The sequence below is a fragment of the Lysinibacillus sp. NPDC096418 genome (assembly GCF_044762775.1).
Taxonomy (GTDB): domain Bacteria; phylum Bacillota; class Bacilli; order Bacillales_A; family Planococcaceae; genus Lysinibacillus.
Genome location: NZ_JBIWEY010000004.1, coordinates 1 through 20,704 on the forward strand (window position 1 = coordinate 1; position 20,704 = coordinate 20,704).

The 20,704-nt window shown below is 35.4% G+C and carries 17 protein-coding genes; all 17 read right to left on the reverse strand.

Annotated features, from left to right (window positions below):
• Positions 1 to 137: 137 nt before the first annotated feature.
• Positions 138 to 755, reverse strand: a complete 618-nt coding sequence (locus tag ACIQZG_RS05610; RefSeq protein WP_402754190.1) for a phosphatase PAP2 family protein — start codon at positions 753 to 755, stop codon at positions 138 to 140.
• A 254-nt stretch (positions 756 to 1,009) separates the two neighbouring features.
• Positions 1,010 to 1,909, reverse strand: a complete 900-nt coding sequence (locus tag ACIQZG_RS05615; RefSeq protein WP_402754191.1) for a hypothetical protein — start codon at positions 1,907 to 1,909, stop codon at positions 1,010 to 1,012.
• A 518-nt stretch (positions 1,910 to 2,427) separates the two neighbouring features.
• Positions 2,428 to 3,051 (reverse strand): response regulator, encoded by a 624-nt coding sequence (locus ACIQZG_RS05620; protein WP_483869782.1) that lies wholly within the window; start codon positions 3,049 to 3,051, stop codon positions 2,428 to 2,430.
• A complete protein-coding gene (locus ACIQZG_RS05625) occupies positions 3,026 to 5,203 on the reverse strand; it encodes a sensor histidine kinase (protein WP_402754193.1) in 2,178 nt (725 codons plus the stop codon). The genes ACIQZG_RS05620 and ACIQZG_RS05625 overlap by 26 nt, the downstream gene beginning before the upstream one ends.
• Before the next feature lie 128 nt (positions 5,204 to 5,331).
• Positions 5,332 to 5,496, reverse strand: coding sequence for a competence pheromone ComX (comX, locus tag ACIQZG_RS05630; protein WP_402754194.1), 165 nt, complete (start codon positions 5,494 to 5,496; stop codon positions 5,332 to 5,334).
• A gap of 9 nt (positions 5,497 to 5,505) precedes the next feature.
• Positions 5,506 to 6,408, reverse strand: a complete 903-nt coding sequence (locus ACIQZG_RS05635) for a polyprenyl synthetase family protein (protein ID WP_402754195.1) — start codon at positions 6,406 to 6,408, stop codon at positions 5,506 to 5,508.
• 484 nt (positions 6,409 to 6,892) lie between these two features.
• On the reverse strand, positions 6,893 to 8,878 hold the full coding sequence (locus ACIQZG_RS05640) for a methyl-accepting chemotaxis protein (protein ID WP_402754196.1): 1,986 nt from the start codon (positions 8,876 to 8,878) through the stop codon (positions 6,893 to 6,895).
• Between the two features lie 383 nt (positions 8,879 to 9,261).
• Complete coding sequence (locus tag ACIQZG_RS05645; RefSeq protein ID WP_402754197.1) at positions 9,262 to 10,308, reverse strand: YkvI family membrane protein; 1,047 nt, start codon at positions 10,306 to 10,308, stop codon at positions 9,262 to 9,264.
• Between the two features lie 16 nt (positions 10,309 to 10,324).
• Entirely contained in the window at positions 10,325 to 11,431 is a 1,107-nt protein-coding gene (gene menC / locus ACIQZG_RS05650; RefSeq protein WP_402754198.1) for an o-succinylbenzoate synthase, read from the reverse strand.
• 21 nt (positions 11,432 to 11,452) lie between these two features.
• Positions 11,453 to 12,277, reverse strand: a complete 825-nt coding sequence (locus ACIQZG_RS05655; protein WP_402754199.1) for a GNAT family N-acetyltransferase — start codon at positions 12,275 to 12,277, stop codon at positions 11,453 to 11,455.
• 325 nt (positions 12,278 to 12,602) lie between these two features.
• A complete protein-coding gene (locus ACIQZG_RS05660) occupies positions 12,603 to 14,090 on the reverse strand; it encodes a peptide MFS transporter (RefSeq protein WP_402754345.1) in 1,488 nt (495 codons plus the stop codon).
• A 343-nt stretch (positions 14,091 to 14,433) separates the two neighbouring features.
• On the reverse strand, positions 14,434 to 15,720 hold the full coding sequence (gene hflX / locus ACIQZG_RS05665; protein WP_402754200.1) for a GTPase HflX: 1,287 nt from the start codon (positions 15,718 to 15,720) through the stop codon (positions 14,434 to 14,436).
• A 284-nt stretch (positions 15,721 to 16,004) separates the two neighbouring features.
• Positions 16,005 to 16,334 carry an antibiotic biosynthesis monooxygenase family protein gene (locus ACIQZG_RS05670; RefSeq protein WP_402754201.1) on the reverse strand — a complete coding sequence of 110 codons (330 nt, stop codon included), beginning with the start codon at positions 16,332 to 16,334 and terminating at the stop codon, positions 16,005 to 16,007.
• A 197-nt stretch (positions 16,335 to 16,531) separates the two neighbouring features.
• Positions 16,532 to 17,578, reverse strand: a complete 1,047-nt coding sequence (locus ACIQZG_RS05675; RefSeq protein WP_402754202.1) for a siderophore ABC transporter substrate-binding protein — start codon at positions 17,576 to 17,578, stop codon at positions 16,532 to 16,534.
• 120 nt (positions 17,579 to 17,698) lie between these two features.
• Positions 17,699 to 18,463 (reverse strand): iron ABC transporter ATP-binding protein, encoded by a 765-nt coding sequence (locus tag ACIQZG_RS05680; RefSeq protein WP_402754203.1) that lies wholly within the window; start codon positions 18,461 to 18,463, stop codon positions 17,699 to 17,701.
• Positions 18,460 to 19,431, reverse strand: coding sequence for an iron chelate uptake ABC transporter family permease subunit (locus tag ACIQZG_RS05685; RefSeq protein ID WP_402754204.1), 972 nt, complete (start codon positions 19,429 to 19,431; stop codon positions 18,460 to 18,462). The genes ACIQZG_RS05680 and ACIQZG_RS05685 overlap by 4 nt, the downstream gene beginning before the upstream one ends.
• On the reverse strand, positions 19,421 to 20,374 hold the full coding sequence (locus ACIQZG_RS05690; protein WP_402754205.1) for an ABC transporter permease: 954 nt from the start codon (positions 20,372 to 20,374) through the stop codon (positions 19,421 to 19,423). The genes ACIQZG_RS05685 and ACIQZG_RS05690 overlap by 11 nt, the downstream gene beginning before the upstream one ends.
• Between the last annotated feature and the right edge of the window lie 330 nt (positions 20,375 to 20,704).

Sequence of the window (20,704 nt, forward strand, 5' to 3'; positions counted from 1 at the left end):
TCACCACGGACACCCTTGCTCTTGGCTAACCTCTACTTCTGTCTTCGGGGTTCGGGACTTACACCCTATAGTTCATGTGCATGCCGGGCGCACCAAAAAAAGTACTCTATTCTTATGAATAAAGTACTGCCGTCTACTTATTTATGCTGTTCTTTAACATCTTCAAATACACGTTTACGTCGTTCATACCATAAAACGCAAATAACAAACCATGTAAACCCTATACTCCAACCAGCTAGTACATCTGAGGCAAAATGACGTGCCCCTGCCACACGAGACATACCAATTAGCGCTGTTAACACGACTGCACCAATCCATAACTGTATATTACGAGCTTTCGTATTCCCTTCAGACAAAACATATGCGACTGTAAACAAATACAGTAAACCTGACATCGAATGCCCTGATGGGAAACTAAAGGAGGTTAATTGATTTTCGATTTCTGGCCGTGGTCGTTGCACCCATGTTTTCAATAAATGATTTAGCACGGTACCCGCTGCAAATGTTAACAAAACCAGCACCATACCACGGTAATTTTTTACTTTCCATGCTAAATACACAACTAAAACAATTGCAACACCAACAACAAACTTAGGTTCTCCAATATAATGGAACATATCTATAAATTTATTGCCAAACAACCATTCCGCCATTTGACGATCAAATTTCTGAATAGCTTCCGTTTTATACGTCACACGTAAAACCAAAAAAGCAATGAGTGTTAAAATCGCCACTGGATATGCCCATTTCTTCATACTCTATTTCTCCTCTATACATGTTCATACAATGTTTTTCACATCACATCATAACATACTTACAACTAGCTTAAGGTGAAAATGCATATGAAAGCAATATCGCAGGGTTATATTAATATTTTTACCCATTAGAGGAATCCGCTATATACCTATTCAATGTGAAGGTAAATAGAAATAGTAGTATAAGTAGCATTTTCTAAAATACAAAAACCCTTGATTCTCCACATTAGAATGAACCATCAAGGGTTATATTATTATTTTAATAATACCGGTTCCAGTAACCAGTCTTTCGGACCAAAATTTTTATCTTTTTCGCCTTTTACTTCTTGAGAAATATTATTTTCAATAATTAAGTCTCTAAATTTTCTACTAAATATTGTTTTCTTGTAAAGGTGACTCCCATTATGGCTCCATTCGGCAGCCAAGAATACATCTCCCTTTAGTTCAACTAAATCTTTTTTGGCATATAGTGAAGGACCGTTGATTATTCCTTTTAAGCCACAGCGACATGGTGGGCTTTCTGTCGCAAAATGTAACTTTACCCTATCTGCACAACACGATGGAAGCACTTCCTTTGGGAAAATTTGATATGCGGGTTGCTTCCCTACATCATCTCCTTGATGAATTACCTCTAGCAGCTCATATCCCTCAATATTCCCTTTTTCCATAATTGACACCATTTTCTCCGATGCTACCCAATAGCCACTCGTATGCAATAAATAGCGATCTTTTATTTTTGACGTATCGACAACTAATGGTGACCGTTGCTCTTTTTCAATAAGTCCACACTCTCCGCAATATGTACGTTTTGTAAATAATGTACCTCTATCATCTAGAAACATTTCTGCCGAATTACCCGTCGAATTTAAAGTAAATAGCGGTGCTTCCTCATACTCTTTATCCGAAAAAGCAAAGTAAAACCGCTCTCCAATTGAATTAATACCTAATTCATTTTTCAATGATTTATATAATGCTGCCATCTTGTCATATGTAACATCTTCATTTAATGTCACAACAGGATTGAAACAAGTCTTTAAAGCTCTTTCTCTTATTACAGGCGCACATAGATAAATCCCATAACGTTTAAATACATGAATAACTTTATCTTGAATGGTTTCGTCCGCGGAGAATAAATTTTCAAGCTCTACTTTCACAATATACGCCACCTTTATACAAAGTTCTTGTGGAGTAGTATATTAGCTAATGACAATTCTCCTTGAACAAATCTACCATTGTATTCTTTGCTCATTGATACTTGGCCGCCTGACAATATGTGCAGGTTGAAACAAGGAAAGCAATTTCAGTGCTACTTAATAGCGTTGAACAATTTAAATCTCTTTCCAATGCCCCTACTATTGCTAATTCATTTACCCACAATCTACTTTTAGCCTAACAGTTTCGACACCGACATTACAACGGGGATTTTCCGAATTTTTTTCTGTCGGTATACCGACATTTTCCCTGTCGGTGTCCGACATTTTTCTGTCGGTGTACCTAGGAATATGTTGATAGATCAACGTTTGAATAATTTTGATAACATTCACTTTAAGGAAGTTAGAAATCTTTATATTATTGAGGGGGTTCACGAAGTTAGTTTTTTGGAAGAACTGTGGCGACAATCTACATCGATAATCATTGTCGCCTAAAATGACATTGATATAAACTTTAGAAATTATAGTAAACGTTTTGCTTTTGCTAATTTAACAGCCTCTGTGCGGGATTCCACATTTAACAATGTAAACAACTGGGTTAAATAGCGTTCAACCGTGCGTTGTGTCACTTTAAGTTTTGCTGCTATTGCATTATTCGTATTACCGTCAGCGATTAAATTTAAAATCTGTTTTTCTTTTGCATTAAGCTTCAGTTTTTCTTGCGACTCTTGAATATTAAATTTACTGTCGAGGAAGTCTAAGAAATTGATGGGCAATACGGTTTCTCCATGGATAATAGCACGGATTGTTCGAATAATTTGCTCCTTAGATGCCGTTTTCGCTAAAACACCCTCAATTTTCCTCTCTAAAATGAGAGGATAATAATCTGCAATATCATCTCCCGTGTAAAGGATAATTGCAGCATTTGACTGTAGTACTTTTATATTTCTTGCTAACACTATACCGTTTTGTAATGGCATATTGATATCAATCAAATAAATATCATATGGTGCTTCCTTTACTCGTTGCAACACACATGTAGCATCGCCTTCTGTTTCAACTACCATATCGTCAATTTCTTGAAACAATTTTTTTGTCCCTTCCAATACGATAGGATGATCATCCACTATGAGCACTGAAATCAAGTGTGTCACTTCCTTCTTCTACAGTAATTTTAATGCACATCCCCTTAGATAAATGTGATTCAATGTGAAATTGTCCATTAAAGGCAGTCACGCGTTCCTGCATACCCTTTATCCCCATTGAATCAGATAACATTATGTCATCCAAGTTACAACCTACTCCATCATCAGAATATGTTACTTCAAATCCATCCATCATTTCCGTCAGATGAATTTCTACAGAAGCAGCTTTAGAATGTTTTAACGCATTGTTCAGTAATTCTTGAAACAATCGATAAATCATCAGATTCAATCGTTCATCTTCTAAATATAATCGATCAATTGTATAAATAAGCTTAAAATTAGCTCTAGTTATTACTTTTAGTATAAGCTTTTCAAGCGCAGCATTAAGCCCCAACGTATCTAATAAAGGGGGTTTCAAATTTTCACAATAAGCTCTTAATTCGTGCACTGAGGCAATCATTTGTTCATGTACCTTTGCTAGCTTTGATTGAATATCAGTAGGATCTTTAGCATGAATCAGCACATCAACTTCCCTTGCAATATGTAGCTGTTCTTGTAAATTTGTATCATGTAGCTCTTGTGCTAACTGATATTTTTCCTCTTCAAAGCGGAGCCATAATAATTTATTAAGCCAAGGTAACTGATTTCCATCTGCTTGCTTCACCTGCTTTAATTCCTCTATAAGCCCCTCAATCATTTTAGTATTATCAATAAAATTATTTAAATATAATAATAATAGTTCAAGCCATAGTAACTCTTCGTCTTTTAAATTAATTGATTTATTATGACCTAATACTAAAACTCTTTTATAACGGGTATCTTGATGGATAAATGCAAGATAGTAAGAATCCATTTTTTGTATCTCACCTAATCTTAACTTTTCAATTAATCCAACATCTAAATCATTATGTATATAATTTGTTGGTTCAGCTATTAACGTGAATTGTTGACTTAGATAATCAAAAGTTAAAACGTTTATATATTCAAGTTCAAGATGTAACATAACTTCCTTGGAAAATTTATTCAATAGATCATCTATTTTAATCGTTTTCCCTATTTTATCAACAGTTGTATATAGCTGATGAATGTAATCACCCTTTGTTGAAAAAAGAACTTTCCTCTTATGATAATCAACCTTTTCTTTTATATAAAGAAGAGCAATCAATGAGAGAAAAATAAAAAAGGATATTTCTAATATTTTTCGAGTAGAGAAAAGACTCCCGGTAACCAAATGCAGTCCTATTACTAACCAGACTGTAAAAACAAAAGAAAAACTGGCGTAGTAGCGCAGTCTAGTAATATAATATTCCATGTCGAATATTCGTTCCGTTAATTGTGTAAAAAGAAAACTGAATGGTATAAATAATAAGAACATAGCACTTATTTCCGCAGGAAGGAAATGCTTATGAAAAAAAATCTCTGGTAACGCGAAAAGCGAAAGAAAAGGTAAAAAAGGTATAACAATTCCAATAAATAGAACTTTTAATTGCGGTACTTTGTATATATAATAACCTCGTATTAAAATATAGAGAGTTACAATAAGCAAAAAAATAAATAGAAAAAGAGTAACAAGCGTTCTTATCGCAAGAAATTCAGGATTGATAACCCCAACTAGACTGCAAAAAACAGATATTAGCGGACTTAAATACAATACTCTAATATCTCTCGAAAATATCCATTTTATTTTAAGAAAGATAAAATAATGCTTCAGGAAATGTATTAGTAAGACTAAGCAAAGTAGCATACAACAGCCATTTACCAATACCCCTATGTTGTTTAGTCTACTAGATGCTCCACCACTGATATAAGCTAATGAAACGGTTAGCATAAATATGACAAGTATATTTAATGATGATGTCTTTTTTTTGTTGCGATATAAGTACAATGCTAAGTAAAGTGTTAGGAGAAAATAGAGAATTGGAAAAATAAAATGTATGTAAATCTGGTTAGGGATATCAAAAGGTTTTATATTTAAAACTTCTATATGCCCATCTGCTTTTTGAACAGTTAAAACTTTAGCTGCTCGAATACTGCTGTCCATTTTTACTTTTTCGAGGTCATTAATATCAATATTATCTACACTTAGTATAATATCTCCAACAGTTAAGTCATTTTTTTCTGCCCATTCTTTATAATGAAATTCTTCTACCAACCATTTTCCATCCGTGCTCTTCAGCTGAATACTTAGAAATGGGGCACTATACGCCACATACAGTAGGTATAGGCCCAGGATTGTATACAAACTCAAAAAGAATAGGAAGTATTTCCCTTCCAAAGACCTCATATCCAATAGCCACTACCACCAGAAGCATTAGTGTTAGTATCAAACGCTTCTAAAACCGCTTGTTGCTCTAAATCAGTAACTCCAAGTAATGAAATTTTTCGTTCTCTTAATAACTCCACTAACGATGGGTTTTCTTCTAAAAGCTGAACAATCTTAATCATAATCTCACCTCATTTCATCAGTTGTATTAAAAGCTCTTTACTTAGTTGTTTCATAGTCACATCATTAAGTATATGCAATGATTTATACTTGTATAAATTTTTTATAGCTAGCGCATAGCGTATAGCGCCACCATCAGTTAGCTCTTTTTTAATAGCATAATTATCCAAAAATGTAACTATATCTACATTATAATATTCTTTTACAGAATTTGAAACACTATTTTCTGTCGAAAGTAAGAAAATTATGGGTAGTGTATATTTCTTGTTCAATAAATCATTTTTACTGTCCCATTTTTTCAAATCCTGAATATCATTTTTTATCTGTTGTATAACCCCTATGTATTTTGAATATTCTTCAACTTGCGTAGAAACTTCCCCTTTTGCAAGAACTTCCCCAATTAAACAACTCATCGCTGTCAATGACCCTGACTTTTGTTCAGTCATTTGTAAATACGATTGCTCATCTCGGCAGCAGTTTAGTAAATCTAGTTGCTGACCATTTATACTGAGCAACGCGTATTTCTCTAATAGCTGTACAGCTAAGCCTTTATGATCAAAAGAACTTTCTCGAATAATTTTTGAAGCCAATACAAGCATGGCTATAGCTGTATTTAACGATAAATCTGGTGTTTCACTCCAACTATTTTTAGCGTCCTGATCCTGTAAATCATCAATAATATCGAAGGATAAAATAAGTAATTCAATGGCGGCAGCTACTATATAAATATCTTCATTATTGTTATCCGTAAATGCTTCATAATGAAGAACACATAGCTTCCCAAATGAATAGCCTACGTCTGCTTTCTCTGCCTTAAAGCTTTTTAGCATATCTCTTAATTCGTCACCAATAAGTACCTCATTGTCGATTATTGCATCTAAAGAATTATTAATCAGATCATGTAAGTCAACCAATAGTCCTCTCCTCCTCCAGATATATTACTTACTATCATACAAATAAATGGGAAATACCGATAGACTTCATCCACGAAAAAATTCCGATTTCCGAAACACTCACTTTATAAATTGCTATCTAGACAAAAGTTAACAATCCCCTGAAGCATATCGACGCAAGACTTGCCGATTGTCTTTTGAATTCACTCAAAATCCCACTCAATTTGCGCCTCGCATTGGTCTAGTCTTAGAGAAGCCCTTCTCCCTCAATGGAAAATCATTCATGTTTTCCGACGGTGAATTTCATGCAATGGCGTCTGAAAAATGAGGTACCCGCGTATTGGTATAAAAAATCCTTTTGATTACTTTTCAAAAGGATTTTTATTAATGTTCAGCTATTATTAAGTAAAGATACAAACCAAAACAATCTCTCTAAATCACTCCTAGACCAAATATTTTTTTCACAACTTAATATGATAATTGGAAACACATATACTAAATGTAATTAAAAAGTAAATTTACCCATCGCCTTCTGTAGCTCGTTAATCAACTCATTTAAAGAATCCGTAGCACGCTTCATATCCTCGATGACAGCTAATTGAGAACTAGATTGTGTCGTTACAATATTGGCATTCTGAGCAGACTTTTGAGCAATTCCTAACATTTCTGCGGAGGAGGCACTAATTTCTTCAGTTGAAGCTGAAAGTTGTTCTGATGATGATGAAACTTCTTGAATTTGATCGGAAACTTGTTTGATGGCTTCAAGAATGTTATTAAACATTTCACCTACATGATTAGCTAGGTCCGTCCCTTCTTGAACATCACTTGCGCTAGCTGACATTACTTGGACAGCCTCTTCTGTATTTACTTGAATATCATCAATTAGACTCGAAATTTTATCAGCCGAGTTTTTTGATTGTTCAGCTAATTTTCGAACTTCTTCTGCAACTACTGCAAATCCTTTACCGTGCTCCCCAGCTCTTGCTGATTCAATCGCTGCGTTTAAAGCTAACAAGTTCGTTTGATCTGAAATACTTGTAATGATACCCGAAATCTCTCCTATTTCTTTCGAACGACTTGCTAACAATCGAACAACATCACTCGATTTGTGCACGGACTGATAAATACTCTCCATTTGTTTAACAACTGTTGCTATACTTCGATTTCCTTGAACTGCCTCTTGCTCCGTCTTTGTTGTCGCTTCAGATACGTCAGACGATGAGGAGGCAACCCGTTGAATACCAATTGCCATCTGATCAATTGCTTCTGTATTTTGCTGAATCGTTTGCAATTGAAGCACTGTGGCAGAGGATACTTCCAGTGTTAAACTTGTAATTACCTCTGAAGCTTCTGAAGCACGCTCAACACCTTTGATAAAATGATCTGAGGCTTCTATTACTTGTTCAGTTGATTGATGGACATGCATGAGAAGATCCCTTAAATTATTAGCCATTTGATTTACACCATTAGCTAAGTGACTCACTTCATCATTTTCGTAATCTTCAATTTTTTCTAAAGATAGGTTACCTTCCGCAATCTTTTCCGCTACTGTTGCTACTTTCCGAATACGATTCGTTACTTTTCTTAGCAGTAAAAACAGAATAATTCCGTTAAGAATAAGTGCTGCAATACCAGATACAACTGCAATGATTAATAATGGTGTTAACTGTGATGTAAATTCTTTTAAAGGTACATCTACTGCCATTATCCACGATGTATTGGGCACCTTCGAATAGAAAAACATACGCTCTTCACCATTCATGGTAACTTTTGAAAAACCTTGTCCATTCTTAAGCATTTCTGTAGTTAAATCTTTCATTTCAGGACTAGATGATTCAAGTAGGTTTTCTTGCAAAACCTTTGTCCCATCCGGATGATGAATGACTAAACCGTCATTTTGGAAAACATATACGATATCTGTTTTCCCTATGTTAAAGTTTGTTGTTTCTGCAAATACTTTATTAATAGGAGATGCCCCACTAACAAGTCCTTTTACTTTTTTGCCTTCATTATGTACAGGTACTTCAAATGAAATAATTAAATTATTTGGATCCGCCTTATCAGGAAATGGATTAGAAATAATAGATTTTCCAGCCATAACATCAGGGAATGTTGTTTCACTACCAATTTGAATAGCTGTTCCCGAGTCAAATATCAGATTTCCTTCTGTATCACCAATACTAATAGAAGAATAGGTACCGTCCATTCGTGCTCTTTCCTCAGCAAAATAGCGTAAAATATCTCCTTGCTGCCCAAAGCGGACTAAATCGATATTCGCCATTACTTCAATTTCTGATTTTCTCGTTTGCAACCACGTTCCAAGCTGAGATGCATGAATGGTCACTTGACTCTCCGCATTATCTTGTAATGAGTTAATAATGATATCTTTAGATGTTCGATAATTTAACCAGCCCATCGCAGTAGTGGTTAAAAGTGTTACGGATAATATAAAGAGCATAATTTTTACTAATAAAGATTTTGTAGTTTTCAAGTTCTATCCCTCATCTCTACAAATTTATTTTTCTGAATTGTAACTCTTCTTACACACTAAGTGTAACATATCCATATATTACATATAATACCTTTTGAGTGTCGATTTAAAAACATCTACTATCATTAAAGATTCAATTAGTACCTACAGCCTACTTTTTAATAAATCCAAGAAAAATAAGGCCATCTTATAGTAGATTTCCCTACTGATAAGACAGCCTTTTCTTATACTTTTACATAAAATACATTTTGTCCAGAATCTACGGCGAACTACTCCCATCTCCACTAATGCTTAGAGGAGAAGTCCTCTGTCAGTAAACGGTAAATAGAAAAGGCAATTAAGAATCAGGTATAACCATTTCTCAATTACCTTTTCAATTTAATTTATTTTCGAATGCCTCGTAACCAAGCAAAAACAATGGATGCGACTAAGATAAAGCCGATATACCCCATCGCAACATAAACTTTCGAAACTAGTTCCGTAAACCCTACTAGACTTGCAACAAAGCCTATGATTCCTATAAATATAACGGCTACTTTAAAGTTAGGTTTCGACGGCTTAAAGAAACGTACTGTGAACGAATAGAACATTCCTACTGCTGTATTATAAATCATACCGAGTAGAGCAATAGACATTAAAATTCCGACAAATGGATGAATCTCATTCGCTAATTGAAGCATCGGAATATCTAAACCTGCTATTGTATCCATCTTTGCAAGCATTGATAGATTAATAAGTAATATTAACGCCCCTAGTAAAAGACCACCAATAATACCGCCCATTCCCGCAACTCTTTCGTTACGAATTGAGCCACTCACAACTGTTAGCATGGAGAAACAGACCCCAATATTAAATGAGACATATAATAGTGCAGCAATCCACCAATTTGAAGCTACCTGTGATTGCTGTTCAGCAATGACAGCTTGCTCGGCAAATGATAAATCCATTGTTGCTATTGAATATACCGCGATGACCATAACAATCGCAAGTAAATATGGCGTAACCATGGCAATAACATTTATGATACTTTTAACATTCATCATCACTGTTAAAATTGTCAGGATAATCATACACAGACTACCAACCCATACTGGCAAGCCAAACATTTGCTTAAACGTTGAACCAGCTCCAGCAAACATAATAACCGCCACACCAAATAAGAAGAACGATAGTAAATAATCGACTACAAAGCCAACGTATTTACCGGAAATTTGGTAGATCAAATCCTTATGTGACGTTGTTTGTAGTCTTGAACTAATTTGCGCAATACACATCCCGACAAAGGCAAACCCTAATGTGGCAATGAGGGCACCGAGAATCCCTTTATAGCCATAGCTCGTAAAATACTGTATGATTTCTTGTCCCGATGCAAATCCTGCACCGACAATAATGCCAACAAAAGCACCACCGATTTGTAAACTCTTCTTCACTTTCTTCTCTCCCCGCTTATTTATAGACCTTCTTGGTGATTGTTAATTGTTCGATTACGTCTATATTAGGCGTATAACCAATGCCAACACCCTGTGGAACTCGGATAAAACCATCTTCCACCACAACTTCTGGTTGAATAATGTCCTCATACCAATAATGGCTAGAACCTGCTGTGTCTCCTGGTAATACGAAATTAGCGAGTGAAGTTAACGCTACATTATGCGCTCGTCCAATACCTGCCTCTAACATACCTCCACACCAGACAGGAATTCCTCTGTCTCTGCAAAAATCATGAATATTTCTAGCTTCCGTTAAGCCCCCTACACGTCCAATCTTTACATTTATGACACCACAACTACCAAGTTCAATAGCTTTTCTTGCATCTTCTAGCGACGTGATGCTTTCGTCCAAACATATCGGTGTTTTCAGTTGTTTTTGTAATTTTGCATGATCAACAATATCATCCGCCGCAAGTGGTTGCTCAATCATTAATAAATTAAATGCATCCAATTGCTGCAAAATATCTATATCGTCTAAAGTATATGCCGAGTTCGCATCTGCCATTAACGGTAAATCGGGAAACTCCCCACGAATTGCTCGAATTACTTCAATGTCATAACCTGGTTTTATTTTCACTTTTACACGTTTATAACCCATTTGTACATGGTTTTTTATTAAAGCTATTAATTTTTCGATTGATGGTTGAATGCCTACACTAACACCTACCTCAATTAGGTTCTTATGTCCTCCTAATGCATGGGCAAGTGACTGTTTTGTTTGTTGTGCATAAATATCCCAGACTGCTCCTTCAATCGAAGCTTTGGCCATACAGTTTCGACGAATAGGGGTAAATAACACACTGACATCATCAGGATGTGCTATTTCTTTATGTAACAAGGCTGGCATTAAAAAGTCCTCTAACATATGCCAGGTCGTTTTTAACGTCTCCTCAGTATACCACGGTGCCACAAAAGCTACCGCTTCACCCCATCCAATCGTACCAGCTACATCCTTTACTTCTAACAGTAATAACTCTTTCTCCTGGATTGTACCAAAGCTTGTTTTAAAGGGGGCTTTCATGGTCATTTTCAAATGTCTAATTGTAATTTCTTCTATCTTCACACTATTCACTCCTTACCTCTATTATAAGGCTAATAAAGAGCGTCTGACTAACAGATAAAAATGAACGTATTCCTTGTGTTTTTTTACACGTACTATTGCATAGCCTTGCTCAAACATCGATGTTAAAATCGTGCGCGTTTTATAGCGCCAGTCTTCCGCCAATTTAGGACTTTCCACTTTCATCTTTTCTAAGTGTTGTGGAATAGCAAGTAAATAGGCGTCTCTATAAAACGCCTGATCTGCTTGAAATGTTCCTTCAGCATCAAGCACTGGTAATCCTGCAACTGATAAAGACCACGGCACAACTTCCTCTGCGTCTTCCTCTAACTCATCCAAACAGTCATCCACATGGTTGCGTTCAATCCACCACTCCACAACTATTCGGTCAGAAGGTAACCCCTCGTTAAAATCATCTTCTAATGGTCCATAATAGTCTTTTTCGTAGTGATGACCGATTGTATTCAACTTAGAAAAAGATAAATTAGCCATACGAGACTCCAAAGGATCGAATAACCATCGAATAAGTTTGAAATTATTTTCTCTCGCATACTCCTTTTGCGCATGCTTAAGCAGCTCACCAATACCTTGCTCTCGATACTGTTTTTCGACACCAATCATATGGGAATGTAATTGTATTTGACCTTCATTAAACCCAACAATACAATAATTAAAGCCAATAAGACGTTCTTCCAAATACGCCCCTAGTATTAGACCACCATTATGCACAGTAGCAAGTAATTGATGCGAAGGTATTGCCTGACTTCCCCAAATATCTGCATTCAAACGCTGTACTTCACCAAGTTCATTCGATGTCGTCAATTTCTTAATATGCACTTGTTCCAACATAATACCAACGCCTCCTCTTCGCTATCTTTAATTAATGTCGTTCACTTCGCTTAATAAACAAAACAGTTACTCATAGATATGGGAACTACATCGTTTATATGAGTCATTACAAAAGTCTATATTTCAATCTCCAACAATATTGACATCAAACTTTTAAATGATGTTTTCATTACGCCCTCCTATTTACATAATATTAAGAATATTATACCGAAAAATACCCCTTTTCTATATAAAAATTTATGTCGTCCTTTAGATATTAATTTACATAAAATAAAAAACCTGAATAGACGTATGATCTATTCAGATTTTCATGATGAAAGCACTATTAATTTATACCCCGCATCGCTTTTGAAATAATTGGAGAAATCACTAAGATGATAATCCCCATTACAATTGATAGTGTACCTATGAAACCAAAGTATGTGAACTCACTTACCACTTCATAAACTTTTACAAGTTGTGCGTTGATAGCCTGTGCAGCCGCACTTGTTAAGAACCAAAGTGACATTGTTTGTGCTGCGAAAGCTTTTGGCGCTAGTTTTGTTGTAGCTGAAAGACCAACTGGTGATAGCAATAATTCCCCGATTACGACTAAGAAGAAAGAAAGTACTAACCATAATGGACTTACTAATGTCTCTCCACCTGAAAGATGTGCAGGAATCATCATGACTAAGAATGAAAGGCCTGCAAAAAATAATGAATAAGAAAACTTTCGTGGTGTCGATGGTTGGTTATCGCCCCATTTATACCATAACGTCGCAAATAAAGGTGCTAGTGTGATGACGAATAAAGGATTTAACGATTGGAACCAAGACGATTTAAGCTGGAAACCACCTACATTTAATTGGGTACGTTCATCTGCGTATGTTGCTAAAATTGTAGCACCTTGTTCTTGAATTGCCCAGAACATAACTGCAGATAAAAACAGTGGAATATACGCAAGTAAACGAGATTTTTCATCGTTTGTCGTTTTTTCACTACGGTACATATATATAAAGAATATTGTAGGAATTAAAATACCTAAAATGGTAATAATTAGACTGAAGACATTCATTGTCAATGTACCTGTTAGAATACCGGCTACAGTTGCGATGATAAGAATTAATGCGACTATACCAAAACGAGTAAATATTTTTTTTCGCTCTTCTGGTTTAAGTGGATTGTTGACCTGCAAACCCGCTAAACCTAAATATTTTTTCTCGGTAACCTTGAATACGATTAATCCAATTAACATACCTATCCCAGCTAGACCAAAACCTAGATGGAAGTTATATGTTTGACCAATAGTTCCTACGACAAATGGGGCGATAAATGCACCCATATTGATACCCATATAGAAAATTGAGAAACCAGCGTCACGGCGATTATCAGTATCTGCATAAATGTCACCAACAAGACTTGATACATTTGATTTTAATAAACCCGTACCTATAACGATAAATGCCATCGAAATAAATAACATCGTCACACCACCAGGAAATGCTAGTAAAGCGTGACCAATCATAATAAAAACGCCACCGTAGAAAATGGTCTTGCGTGTCCCTAAAATTCGGTCAGCAATCCAACCGCCAATAATACCAGACATATACACAAGTGAACCATATATAGCCATAATCGAGTTCGCAGTACCACGATCTAAACCTAGACCGCCTTCGTGCAATTCATAATACATGAAGAAAATAAGAATCGCTCGCATCCCATAATACGAGAAACGTTCCCAAAATTCAGTGAAAAATAATGTGAAAAGTCCCTTCGGTTGTCCAACAAATCCTGTTTGAGGGACGGACTTTACAATTTCATCTTTGCTTAACATATCAATACCCTCTTCCACTTTTACTATCTTAACAAAAATATTATTCCCCATAATGAAGGATAAAAAACTGTAGTCGACTGTGTCAAAGTGTTTTAAATATTTTATTAATTCACTTAAAAATGTTGGAAATTAAGTATTTTTTACGAAAATTAATCACATATAGCATTTTTTCACAAAAATACTTAATGTATCTAAGTATTCACACTTTTCTACAGATGAACAAATGTATTGCTTAGGTAAATTATTTTAGCATACCTTTTTTATTTTTTAAAAATATTTATGCACCTTTTTTTATAAATAAAAAAAATCAACAGCGATTTTTGCCATTGATTTTTCATATTTACTATTTGATTACATATTGTTGGTACTTTGTATAGTCAGCTTCCTTCACTTCAAGCGCTAATAAAGTGCCCGTTTCCTCGTATTCCGTTGAATGAATAGCTGCATTTTCATTCAAATAAGAAACTACATTTCCTTGCTCATATGGAATAAGCATTTTACATGTTACATAGTCAGAGAAAATATGTTGACGAACTATTTGTATTAAATCCGTTAGGCCAACTCCTTGTTTAGCCGAAATCCAAATATTATCGCCACTATTTACTGGATAAGGTACATTTGCTAAATCCGCTTTGTTATAAACGTAAATCGTCGGTATATCCTCTACCTCAACTGCTTTTAAGGTTTCATTTGTCACATCCATCATAAAACGATACTCTGGATTCGATACATCTACTACGTGTAACAGGAGATCAGCATCGCGTGCTTCCTCTAGTGTCGAACGGAATGCCTTTACTAAATGATGCGGTAATTTACTAACGAAGCCAACTGTATCAGTTAATAAGAATGATTTCTTATCTGGTAATTCAATCTGACGTACAGAAGTTTCAAGTGTGGCAAACAACATATCTTTTTCAAAGACTTGCTTATGTTCTTCTTGTCCAATCTGCGCCAACAGCTGATTCATAATCGTTGATTTCCCAGCATTCGTATAACCTACAATCGATACCACTGGAATAGCGTTTTTACGACGCTGCTTACGTTGCGTCTCACGTTGCTCTTTTACTTGCTCTAGATCTCTTTTAATTTTCGAAATTTGATCCTCAATTTTCCGACGATCAAGCTCTAGCTTTGTTTCCCCCGCACCACGGTTTTTAAACCCTCCGCCCGTGCCGCCACCTTGTCGGCTAAGAGATGCATGTAAGCCTACTAAACGCGGCAACATATATTGAAGTTGCGCTAATTCTACTTGCATTTGTGCCTCTCGTGTTTTTGCGCGTCGACCAAATATATCTAATATGAGCATGGTACGATCGATTACCTTTGTTTCAAGGTCTCGCTCTAAATTACGAATTTGTGAAGGGGATAACTCGTCATTGAAAATCACGAGATTAGCCTGTGCCTCATCATAAAAATTTTTAATCTCTACGATTTTCCCTGTCCCAACATAATGGGACGATGTAACACGTTCTAAATTTTGTGTTACTGTTCCTACTACCTCAACGTTCAGGGCTTCTGCCAAATTCTCCAGTTCTTCCATCGAATAGTCAAAATGAGCATCATTACGCAAATTCACACCTACGAGAATTGCTTTTTCTTGTAAAACATCTACTTCTTTAATTTTATCCATTCTCAAACCTCCCACCAATTTACTTGGTGTTACTGTGCCAATTTTTCTCCATCTTAACATATATTTTCCCGACACAGCGATTACTATCGCTATGAAGAAAGCTAATTTAATACAACCTGCTTAATAATTAATGATTTCTTTAGTAAATCATAAGTCAGCACATTAAAGACGGCAGACGTACCATTTGCTTGCTGTAATCTGCTAAGTTATTCACCTTATACCCTACACACTGATATTTAGACATAGAAAGAGGCGCTCCAAAAATATTTTGAGCGCCTTTTTCTTTATTCTTGTACGTAATATAGACTGCCTTCAGATGAAATCACATAATCTGGCTTTGGTGGTTTACCGTCATTCTCTGCGATTTTCTTTTTATGTCCTGCAATATGCTCGGGACTCTTTTCCCAAGCTTTCCACGCTTCTTCAGACTCCCAACGAATTAAAACGATAACTTCTTCATCGCCTCGTCGCGTTTTTTTTACTAATACTTCACGGCTGATGAAACCTTCACGCAGCTCTAAAATTGATGGTTTATTTGGATCTGGCTTAAAGCGTTCTACTACTTTATGAGCATTGCCTTCTGTTACAACAGTACGTCTCATTTGAACAAACATGTATTATCTCTCCTTCATTATCAGAAAATCGTATTCGCGTCCTTTCAGTTACAACAAACGTTGGAGAAGGACTACTGGTGGCTTACTAATGTAATGAGTAGTAGCGTGAATGCCTAGATATTACTAAACCTAAGCATTATTTTCCTTTTAAAAAAGCATGCCTCAAATTGAGACATGCTCCTCGTTATACTAGTGAATTATTTTAATTCATCTAAGATTTCTTGCATTTTTTCCATTTCAGTAGTAATACCGTTACTTGAGAAGTACCAGTTAGTACCGTCTAAGTAAACAATTTTGCCGTTTTGGTAAGCTTTTGTTTTCTTGATGATGTCATTTTCGATGTCTTTTTTGATTACATTTACATCAGAATCAGTACGGTCGATAATTAATAATACTTCTGGATCTACTTTAAGGATTGATTCGTAAGAGAAATCTGAACCATGTGAAGAAGCGTTGATATCAGAAGTTGCTGGTTTGAAACCGAAGTCGTTGTATACGTATGCAAAGCGAGAGTCTGGACCGTTATCGAAACCAGAGACTTTTTTGTCGTTATACATAGCAACTAATGCGTTTTCGTATTGACCAGCTTTTTCTTTTAATTCGTTCACTTTTGCTTCTAAATCTTCTTTAAGTTTTTTAGCTTCTTCTTGTTTACCGAAGATGTTTGCAGCTAAATCAACTGAATCTTCAACACCTTTGATATAGTCTGTGTTATCAGAACCGATGAAGATTACGTTAGGCGTGATTTCTTTTAACTCTTCATAGAATACAGATTGACGACCAGAGATGAAAATTACATCTGGCTCAGCAGCCGCAACTGCTTCTAAGTTAATTTCTTTTAATGAACCAACGTCTTTAATGTCGTCGCTTGGAGCATATTTTTCTTTCACGTGCTCAGGCATGTTACCTTGACCACCGTTAGCAGCAACGCCTACGATACCTTCAACACCTAGTGCATCCAGAGTATCTAAGAAACCATAATCAAATGAAATAATGCGTTTAGGTTCTTCTTCTAATTTAACATCTTCGAATGCTAATTTAGAACCGTCTTCATTTTCTCTTTCAGCTGTTAAAGATGATACAGTCATTGGGAATACAGCTTTATCACCTTTTGATTCAGCCTGATTGCCTGTTTCAGCTGAATCCGCTTTTTGAGAAGACTTGTCCTCTACATCGTCATTACCACAAGCACCTAACATTAAAGTTAATGCTGCTGTAGCAGTTAATAAACGCCATTTTTTCATTATAAATTCTCCTCCTAGAAGTTTACACTTTCACTCATCTGAGAGTGATTATCATTTTCAATCAACTAACGTAATTATAGTTGAAGTATTTTGACGTTGTCAACACACTTTTAAAATAAGTTATTGTGATTGGAAATAGACGCAAATTCGGCATCCATTTTGTTCCTGAACAGGAATGTGCATATCGTACACATCTCGTAATGCTTCAGAGTTAATAATTTCGCTTGTTAAACCATCTTTTACAAGGCGGCCATTTTTCAACGCAACAATGCGATCTGAATAGACAGATGCAAAGTTAATATCGTGTAAAACAATAATAACTGTCTTACCTAATTCATCTACGAGTTTCCGTAAAATTTTCATAATTTGAACCGAATGTTTCATGTCTAAGTTATTTAAAGGTTCATCAAGTAAAATGTATTCTGTATCCTGTGCGATAACCATTGAAATAAAGGCGCGTTGCTTTTGTCCACCCGAAAGTTCATCTAAAAATTTATCTTGAATATCTACTAAGTTCATATACTCAAGCGCTTCATCAATTTTCAGTTCGTCTTCCGCAGTCAAACGACCTTTTGAGTAAGGATAACGTCCGAATGCTACTAGCTCACGGATTGTTAGACGCACATTCAAATGGTTTGACTGTTTTAAGAAAGCAACTCTTTTTGCAAATTCTTGAGATTTCATTTTTTTCACGTCATCTTTATCTAATAAAACTTCCCCGGTATCTGAATCTAATAAGCGGCTAACCATTGATAACAACGTAGATTTACCAGCACCATTTGGACCGATAAATGACGTAATTGTTCTAGGCTGAATTGTCACTGACACATCTTCTACAACAGGTTTTTTACCAAAAAACTTTGTTAATCCCTTGATTTCAATCATCCTGCTGCCCTACTTTCTTTAAGTAATAAGTAAATGAAGTATATACCACCAATAAAGTTGATGATGACACTAACTGTTGTGTTCAATTCGAATACATGTTGTACAAGGAACTGACCACCAACTAGAGCAATAATACTAATCAAACTTGCCCCTAGAATAAGTGTTGAATGCTTGTACGTCACTAAATATTGATAGGCTAAGTTCGATACTATTAACCCTAAAAACGTAATTGGTCCAACTAATGCTGTTGATGTTGCGATCAATATAGATGATAAAATCAATACGTGTAAAACAAGTTTGTCATAGTTAATCCCTAGGTTGATTGCTGTCTCGCGTCCTAAGTTCATAACATCTAGATCCCGCATTATACGACCACCAAAAATAAAACAGATTCCTAAAATAATAGCTGCGATTAATAACAACTCAGATTTTACATTCGTAAAACTTGCGAATAGACGTGTTTGTAAACTTAAATATTCGACAGGGTCGATAATTACTTGTAAAAATGTCACCATGCTACCTAATAACGTCCCAATAACCATACCAGCTAATAACAAAAGGAAAATCGGATATTTATCGGCTCGGAATAAGAAACGGTATAGTAATAATGCGAACAGGACCATCGCAAAAATGGCTGTACCAAAGTTTAAATAACGATCGACAACAAAAATCGAAGCAGATCCTAAGAAGAAATAAATAGCAGTTTGAACTACTTCATACATCGAATCAACACCGATTACTGATGGTGTTAAAATACGGTTCCGAGTAACCGTTTGGAACATAACCGTAGCATAAGCAATTGCAATCCCTGTAATAATCATTGCGCCAACTCGTACTAAACGTTTTGGAAAAGCATAGCTAAAGCCACCTTGAATATTGTATAGCGAATAACAAAGAATCGACACAATCGCAATAATGCCTAAAACGACTAATTTTTTTATATTGCTCTTTTTTACACTACTTTGCATATGCTCTCCCCCTAAATAACATAACTAAGAAGATTGCACTACCGATAACAGCAACCGTCGTATTTACTGGAATCTCATATGGCCATACAATAATACGACTTAAAATATCACATGCAAGTAGGAATACTACTCCAAGTGCTACTGTATGAGGAATTGTTTTACGTAAATTATCGCCTAAGTATAGTGACACGATATTTGGAACAATTAGTCCTAAGAAAGGAATAACCCCTACCGTTAATACCACTGTTGTAGAAATAATGGCGATCAGTACTAATCCAATATTTAATACGGTTTTGTAGCTTAAACCTAAGTTTTTAGCAAAATCCTCACCCATCCCCGCAACGGTAAATTTGTTAGCGAAAATGTATGCAATGATGATTGCCGGTACCGCTACATAAAGTAATTCATAGCGCCCTGAAACGACTAGTGTAAAGCTCCCCATAAAGAAGGCACTTACATTTTGTAAAATTTCAGATTCATAACCTAAGAATGTAGTAATAGAAGAAATAATATTTCCGTACATAATACCGATTAATGGTACGAAAATAACATCTTTAAATTTAATGCGATCTAAGAGACGCATAAAAATAAATGTTCCTACCAATGCAAACGTGAAACCGAACATGATTTGTTGCATATACGTAACATTTGAGAAGAAAATCATTGAAATAATAATACCTAGCTTTGCGGCATCTAACGTACCCGCTGTAGTAGGTGACACAAATTTATTGCGGCTTAGTGATTGCATGATCAAACCTGCAATACTCATACCAGCACCTGCTAAGATAATCGCCATCAACCGCGGTAGTCGGCTCGCTAAGAAAATTTGCGATTCATCTGACTGCCAATCTAGCAAATCAGTTGGCTTAATATCTATTGCCCCTATAAACAGCGAAATGAACGATAAGATAACAGCGGCTACAACCAACATCCATAATCTCATTTCGTAATCCTCATTTATTGTATTTTACATTTTGTAATTATAGTATTTTTAACGCAACTGATAATGAAAATGATTATCAATACGTTCAAAACTCATTATATACCCTTCGTCTTAATTATTTCAACCTCAATTCCTAATTGAAGATTAATTGAAAAAGTAATAGAAACTAATTTCCTACCTAAGAAACAAAATAAGCAACATATTAAGAATTTTAATTTCTACCATCTTCACATAAAAATTTTTGACTCCAAAGTAATTTACGTTTTCTTAAAAATTCAAACGGTCTCAATACGAGTATTAAATTTCAAAGTACTCAATAACTATGTGATT

Bases quoted from the DNA above. Each gene is read 5' to 3' on its own strand.
- ACIQZG_RS05670 (WP_402754201.1), bottom strand. From the start codon at position 16,334: ATGTTTGTTCAAATGAGACGTACTGTTGTAACAGAAGGCAATGCTCAT.
- ACIQZG_RS05690 (WP_402754205.1), bottom strand. From the start codon at position 20,374: ATGAGATTATGGATGTTGGTTGTAGCCGCTGTTATCTTATCGTTCATT.
- comX (WP_402754194.1), bottom strand. From the start codon at position 5,496: ATGATTAAGATTGTTCAGCTTTTAGAAGAAAACCCATCGTTAGTGGAG.
- ACIQZG_RS05655 (WP_402754199.1), bottom strand. From the start codon at position 12,277: ATGTTGGAACAAGTGCATATTAAGAAATTGACGACATCGAATGAACTT.
- ACIQZG_RS05680 (WP_402754203.1), bottom strand. From the start codon at position 18,463: ATGATTGAAATCAAGGGATTAACAAAGTTTTTTGGTAAAAAACCTGTT.
- ACIQZG_RS05610 (WP_402754190.1), bottom strand. From the start codon at position 755: ATGAAGAAATGGGCATATCCAGTGGCGATTTTAACACTCATTGCTTTT.
- ACIQZG_RS05660 (WP_402754345.1), bottom strand. From the start codon at position 14,090: ATGTTAAGCAAAGATGAAATTGTAAAGTCCGTCCCTCAAACAGGATTT.
- ACIQZG_RS05675 (WP_402754202.1), bottom strand. From the start codon at position 17,578: ATGAAAAAATGGCGTTTATTAACTGCTACAGCAGCATTAACTTTAATG.
- hflX (WP_402754200.1), bottom strand. From the start codon at position 15,720: ATGGATAAAATTAAAGAAGTAGATGTTTTACAAGAAAAAGCAATTCTC.
- ACIQZG_RS05685 (WP_402754204.1), bottom strand. From the start codon at position 19,431: ATGCAAAGTAGTGTAAAAAAGAGCAATATAAAAAAATTAGTCGTTTTA.